Origin of the sequence: Streptomyces sp. NPDC093801, assembly GCF_040701585.1 — a bacterium.
Lineage (GTDB): Bacteria > Actinomycetota > Actinomycetes > Streptomycetales > Streptomycetaceae > Streptomyces.
On sequence record NZ_JBFBDP010000090.1, the window covers coordinates 1 to 5,051 of the forward strand.

The following is a 5,051-nucleotide window of genomic DNA, read 5'->3' on the forward strand; positions in this document are numbered from 1 at the left end:
CTCGGTGAACATGCGGGCCCTGAAAAGGGGGACCTGACGGGTCCGAATCCTGTCGACAGGGGCAAGTACGGCTCGAAGATCCACTTGATCACCGAACGGACCGGTCTGCCCCTGTCCGTCGGAATCTCGGGCGTGAACCTCCACGACAGCCAGGCCCTCGAACCTCTTGTCCGTGGCATACCGCCCATCCGCTCACGCCGCGGACGCCGACGACGCAAGCCCGCCAAGCTCCACGCGGACAAGGGCTACGACTATGCCCACCTGCGGAAATGGTTACGTCAGCGCGGCATCAAGCACCGCATAGCCCGCAGTGGCATCGAGTCCTCGCAGCGGCTCGGACGCCACCGCTGGACCATCGAACGCACCATGGCCTGGCTCGCCGGCTGCCGCCGCCTCCACCGCCGCTACGAACGCAAAGCCGACCACTTCCTCGCCTTCACCAGCATCGCCTGCACTCTCATCTGCTACCGCAGAATCGCCAAATGAGATGACTTCTTAGGCGACCCTGGGCAAGCCCTTCACGAAGGGCTTGCCCGGACTCCACTCACGGGCTGTGCCGTCCCGGGCGCAGGACGTCGGCGTAGATCCGGGCCCGGACGCCGGGCTCGCCGGGATCCCGGCGCACCGGGCCAACACCCGATGTGGCCCAGCGCTCGTCCAGCGCGGCCATGACGGCCCGGACGGTGTCCTCGTCCCCGCCGGTGATGTCCAGGACCACCAGGCCGGGCTCCGCGATGTGCTGCTCGTCGATCGGCTTCATGAGCCCTGCGACGGCATTGGGACCGGACCGGTTCGCCGGCGGCCCCGGGTCCACTCGCACGAGGGATCCCAGGCCGCGGGTGTCGCATGGTCGGCAAGCTCTGTCTGGGTGCGGCCCCCGTCGCGGCCCTGGTGGCCAGGGCCGCACCCCGTGCGTCCGAACGTACTCCGGGGCCGAAGCCACGGGTGGGGCTTTTCTCTGGGGGCTGTGAACTACCGCCTCACTCGTTCGCGCGCGGCCGGGTGCCAGTGGGGTGCGACGGGAACAGGCTGGGCGCATGTCCGCGAAGCTGATTGTCTACCCGCCCGACGAGCAGGGCTGGCGCCGGGTGCGCTACGACGGCGTCGCCATCGGGGTCGCGCACCGGCCTGCCGACATCCGGGTCTTCCTCGCGGCCGCCGGGCTGGAGAACGCCGACGACGTGGACCTCACCGACCCCGACTTCGTGGAGTGGCGAGGCGCCGGCCCGGAAGCCTGTGCCTTGCAGCGATAGATGTCACCAGCGGCGGCGGCTGAGCTGCGGTTCCGCGCCGGCATCTCAGCTTGACGTTTAACCCCGCCTAGAAGACTCGTGAAGATCTTGTTGGAGGGCCGTCCGGCCGTAGGCCGGGCGGCCTTCTCGCTTATGTGGTGGCGTGGGTGAGGTGCCAGGTTCCGCTGGTTCGGGTGAGTCCGAGGTTGATCAGGCGGCGGAGGTTGAGGGCGGCAGCGCGGTTGTGGAGCCAGGTGTTGTTCTTGATGACGCCTCGGTAGGGGACGCGACGGTTGCCTTTGGCCACGACGTTCGACCGGTGGCCGCCAGCGGCGGTACTCGGCCTGCCAGCCGGGGTCGGTGGCGGCTTGGTCGCGGGCGGCTTTGAGCAGGTCGTACTTGGCGTGGACGCTGAAGACTCGTCCGGTCTTGGAGCGGGTGCAGCGGTCCTTGAGCGGGCAGGTGGCGCACAGTTTCCTGAACTGTGCCTGGCGTGCGCCGTTGGCCAGTGGCCGGCCGAGCCGTGCGGTGTGTCCGGCGGGGCAGGTGACCTGGCCGTGTTCGGTGTCGACGGTGAAGTCGTCGGCGGTGAACCCGCCGGGGACGGCGGGTTTGAGCGGGGGCGGCTTGATGACCAGGTCGTGGCCCTGGGCCTGGAGGTGTTCGCGCAGGTCGCCGGTGCCGTAGGCGGCATCGCCCAACGCGGTGACCGCGGTGTCCTCGTCAGCGAGGAGGTCCTGGCGACGGCGGCCTCATGGTTGCCGGCCCCGCTGCCGGCGGTCAGGGCGACCTCGGTGAACAGCCCGGTCTCGGGTTCGAAGGCCACGTGGGCGCGGAAACCCTCCTGGTGGCGGGTGCGGTTCTTGTGGATGTGCCTCGCCTCGGGATCGACCGTGGACACCGTGCGGTCGTGGACCGTTCCCCGGGCGATCCGCCAACGCCCGTCGCGGCCGTCGGAGTCCTCGGCGGGTTCGACGTCCTGGCCTGCAACCAGGGCCAGGATGCCGACCTCGTTCGCGGCCTTCTCGCCCAGCTGCTGCTCGGGCAGATGGCCCAGCAGTCTGAGCGCGTCACCGACCAGGGCGTCCACCAGCGCGGCTCGTGCTTGGGGGTCGTTCCAGGCGATGGGGGGCTTGCCCGGATCGGTGTAGTCGTGGGCGGTGCACTGTACCGCTGCCACCTCATAAGCGGTGGGGACTTCCCTGATCACCGCCCGGATCGCGGCGATGATCTGGGTGACGGTGTCCTGAGTGGCGACCGCGTCGTCCAAAACGGTGGAGTCCAGCGCACGCCGGTGCTTGCCTTTGAGGACACCGGTGGCCTTCACGACCTCGCGGACCGCCTCGAAGACCCGGTTCGGGCGGGCGGAGCGGGCCAGTCGACGCCGGAAGTAGGCCAGTAGCGACGGGTCGAACGCCATGTCGTGCAGGCCGAGCCCGCAGGCGGCCTTCCACCGCAGGTCACACCGTAATTCCTGGACCGTCTCGAAGTCCGAGAGCCCGTGCAGGGCCTGCAGTGTGATCGCCGCGGCCAGGATCTGCGGCGGCATGCTCGGCCGTCCATTCCCGGACGGATACATGTCCGCGAACGTCACCGCCGGGAACAGCCCGTCGCGATGCTCGGCCAGAAACGCGAACACACTCCCTGCCGGGATCAACTCCCGGCACGTGACCCACACATCCGGCCCGACCGTCTCCCCGAACCACTCCCCTTGCACCACGAGAACGAGTCTGGCCCCGCCGCTCACGCGGCGGGGCCAGAACCCAACATCTTCATCAGTTTCCTAGCCCGCGAAGCCCGCGTTCACGAACTCGACGACACGGTTCACCTGCTGGAGGCGGGTCGCGCCGGCGGCAGGGGTGTAGGTGTAGACCAGTCGGCGGCCGCCGTCACCGGTGGCGAACGCACCGCTCGACCGGCCGAGGCCGGAGCCCGTCTTGCCCCAGACGGTGGTCCCGCCCGCCTCGTGGCGCATCAGGCCGCCGGCGCTGAAGCAGGCCTTCGGCGACAGGCAGGTGTTGGTCGGGGAGTTGGGGACGTCGGGGACCTCGTACAGGTGGCGCTGCTGGGCGGGCGGCAGCAGCCGGCCGCCCAGCAGGGCGGTGATGAAGCGGTCCAGGTCCGCCGCGGTCGAGACCAGGCCGCCCTCCGCCCAGTACCAGGCCATGCGCGGATCCGTCGACATGCCCGTCTGGCGCAGCCCCAGGGGGCGCAGGATCTGGCGTTGCAGCTCCTCCTCGTACGTTCGGCCGGATATCCGCTCCACGAGCAGCCCGGCGACGAAGCTGTTCATCCCGTTGTACTGCTGGACCGTGCCGGGGGCGGGTATGCGGTCCGGGCGGGCGGCTGCGTCCGCGGCGAAGGAGGCGAGCACCACCTCGCGCGGCTCGGCGGGGCCTCCCGAGACCATGGGCAGATCGCCGGTGTGGTCCATGAGCTGCCGTACGGTCACTTCGGCGTACGCGGCGGGTATCAGGTCCGGCAGGTAGCGGCGCACCGGAGCGTCGACGGCTATCCGGTGCTCGGCGGCGAGCCGGAGCACCAAGGTGTCGGTGAACAGCTTGGTCACGCTGCCTATCGGGGCCACCGCCTCGGGTGCCACCGGCCCGGCGGACCCGGTCCACGGCGTGCGGAGCCCCTTCCCGGACAGCCGTACCAGCGCGCTCGTGGAGACCTCGTCGGGCAGCCGCGCCAGCAGCTCCCGCATGGCTGCGGGATCTTGGGCGACCGCCCGCCCGTCGTGGGCCGCGGAAGCGGTGGAGGCGGGGGCGGCGAGTGCTGCCGGGACGCCCGCGCCGATGGTGAGAGCCGCCAGGGCGATGCCGGTGACGGCGATGCGGTGGAGGGTGCGGGGGCGTGCGTTCATCGGTGTCTCCTGAAGAAGGGCTGCTCAGCGGGGTCTGGCACCAACTCTCCGCCGCCCGAGAGGCGTTGCCCATCGGTGATCACCCGGACCCGACCCCGACCGCACCCCGACCCTTCTGCCCGGACGGCCTCAGGGACGTCTAACCCGGCAGGTCAGCGAAACGCGCTGAAACGATCAAGAAACACGAAGAGCAGCGATGTTAAACGTCGAGCTCTGAGGTACTTGTCACCAGATGCGCGAGCTTGTTGTCACCAGCGCTGATTGCGCAGCCCAGTTGTCACCGGCCCTGGCGGAGGTTCGAGCCGGTGACCTGGAGCGTCGCGCGGACGCCGGACGATCATCAGGGCGAACCGATGTGCGGTGGCAGTTTGGGCTGCGAAGTGCCAACTATCGCTGCGAGGTACAAAGCCTAGGAGCCCTCCCGCTGATCCTCCGTAGGAGGTTGCACCGGAGGGTGGCTGGAGGGTTGTCTGCACGGTTGTCCTAGGCGGGGGACCGCAGGTGTGACCGCGAGTGGGACCCCCCGAATCTGGTGATCTTTCATTCGCGCAGGTCAGATGCCGTGGGCAAGCCCTCTTCGGAAAACGACACCTCTTTGTCCGCGATAGCCGGACGAAGAGGTCTGTCCTGTATCCCGGGGCCGGCGGCCGCGCGCAGGGGTACATGTACCGGTATGGCTCGTGAACGGATCCGGTAGCCCCTCGTCGTGGAACGAGCAAGGGAGATCGTGGACGGGTTTGCGCCGCTCAAGGTCACGCTGCGACAGGTGATGTACCGGCTCGCGGCCGAGGGCGTGCTGCCGCACACGCCGCCGATGTACCGGCGGCTGTCCGCGCAGCCGGCCCAGGCCCGCCGCGAGGCCTAGGTGTATTGCCCGGTGAGGTTGGGGACGCGGCTGGCGGGTGGTTTGCCTGCGAGCGCGGTGTGTCCGCGGTGGTGATTGTAGGTGTGGA

The 5,051-nt window shown here is 69.5% G+C and carries 4 protein-coding genes and 2 pseudogenes; 3 read left to right on the forward strand and 3 right to left on the reverse strand.

Features of this window, described 5'->3' with window-relative positions; genetic code table 11:
* A pseudogene (locus AB0469_RS40820) lies at positions 1 to 486 on the forward strand (IS5 family transposase); the annotation flags it as partial.
* 58 nt (positions 487 to 544) lie between these two features.
* On the opposite strand, the gene AB0469_RS40825 reads toward AB0469_RS40820, so the two are convergent.
* Positions 545 to 760 carry a DUF6207 family protein gene (locus AB0469_RS40825; RefSeq protein WP_366456678.1) on the reverse strand — a complete coding sequence of 72 codons (216 nt, stop codon included), beginning with the start codon at positions 758 to 760 and terminating at the stop codon, positions 545 to 547.
* Between the two features lie 277 nt (positions 761 to 1,037).
* Between AB0469_RS40825 and AB0469_RS40830 the strand changes: the two genes are divergently transcribed.
* On the forward strand, positions 1,038 to 1,253 hold the full coding sequence (locus AB0469_RS40830; RefSeq protein WP_366456679.1) for a hypothetical protein: 216 nt from the start codon (positions 1,038 to 1,040) through the stop codon (positions 1,251 to 1,253).
* Positions 1,254 to 1,383: 130 nt separating this feature from the next.
* Here the strand turns inward: AB0469_RS40830 and AB0469_RS40835 are convergent.
* Positions 1,384 to 2,949, reverse strand: a pseudogene (locus tag AB0469_RS40835) (IS1182 family transposase).
* Between the two features lie 66 nt (positions 2,950 to 3,015).
* A complete protein-coding gene (locus tag AB0469_RS40840) occupies positions 3,016 to 4,098 on the reverse strand; it encodes a serine hydrolase domain-containing protein (protein ID WP_366456680.1) in 1,083 nt (360 codons plus the stop codon).
* 706 nt (positions 4,099 to 4,804) lie between these two features.
* Here AB0469_RS40840 and AB0469_RS40845 point away from each other — a divergent pair.
* Positions 4,805 to 4,963 (forward strand): hypothetical protein, encoded by a 159-nt coding sequence (locus AB0469_RS40845; protein WP_366456681.1) that lies wholly within the window; start codon positions 4,805 to 4,807, stop codon positions 4,961 to 4,963.
* The last annotated feature ends 88 nt before the right edge of the window (positions 4,964 to 5,051 follow it).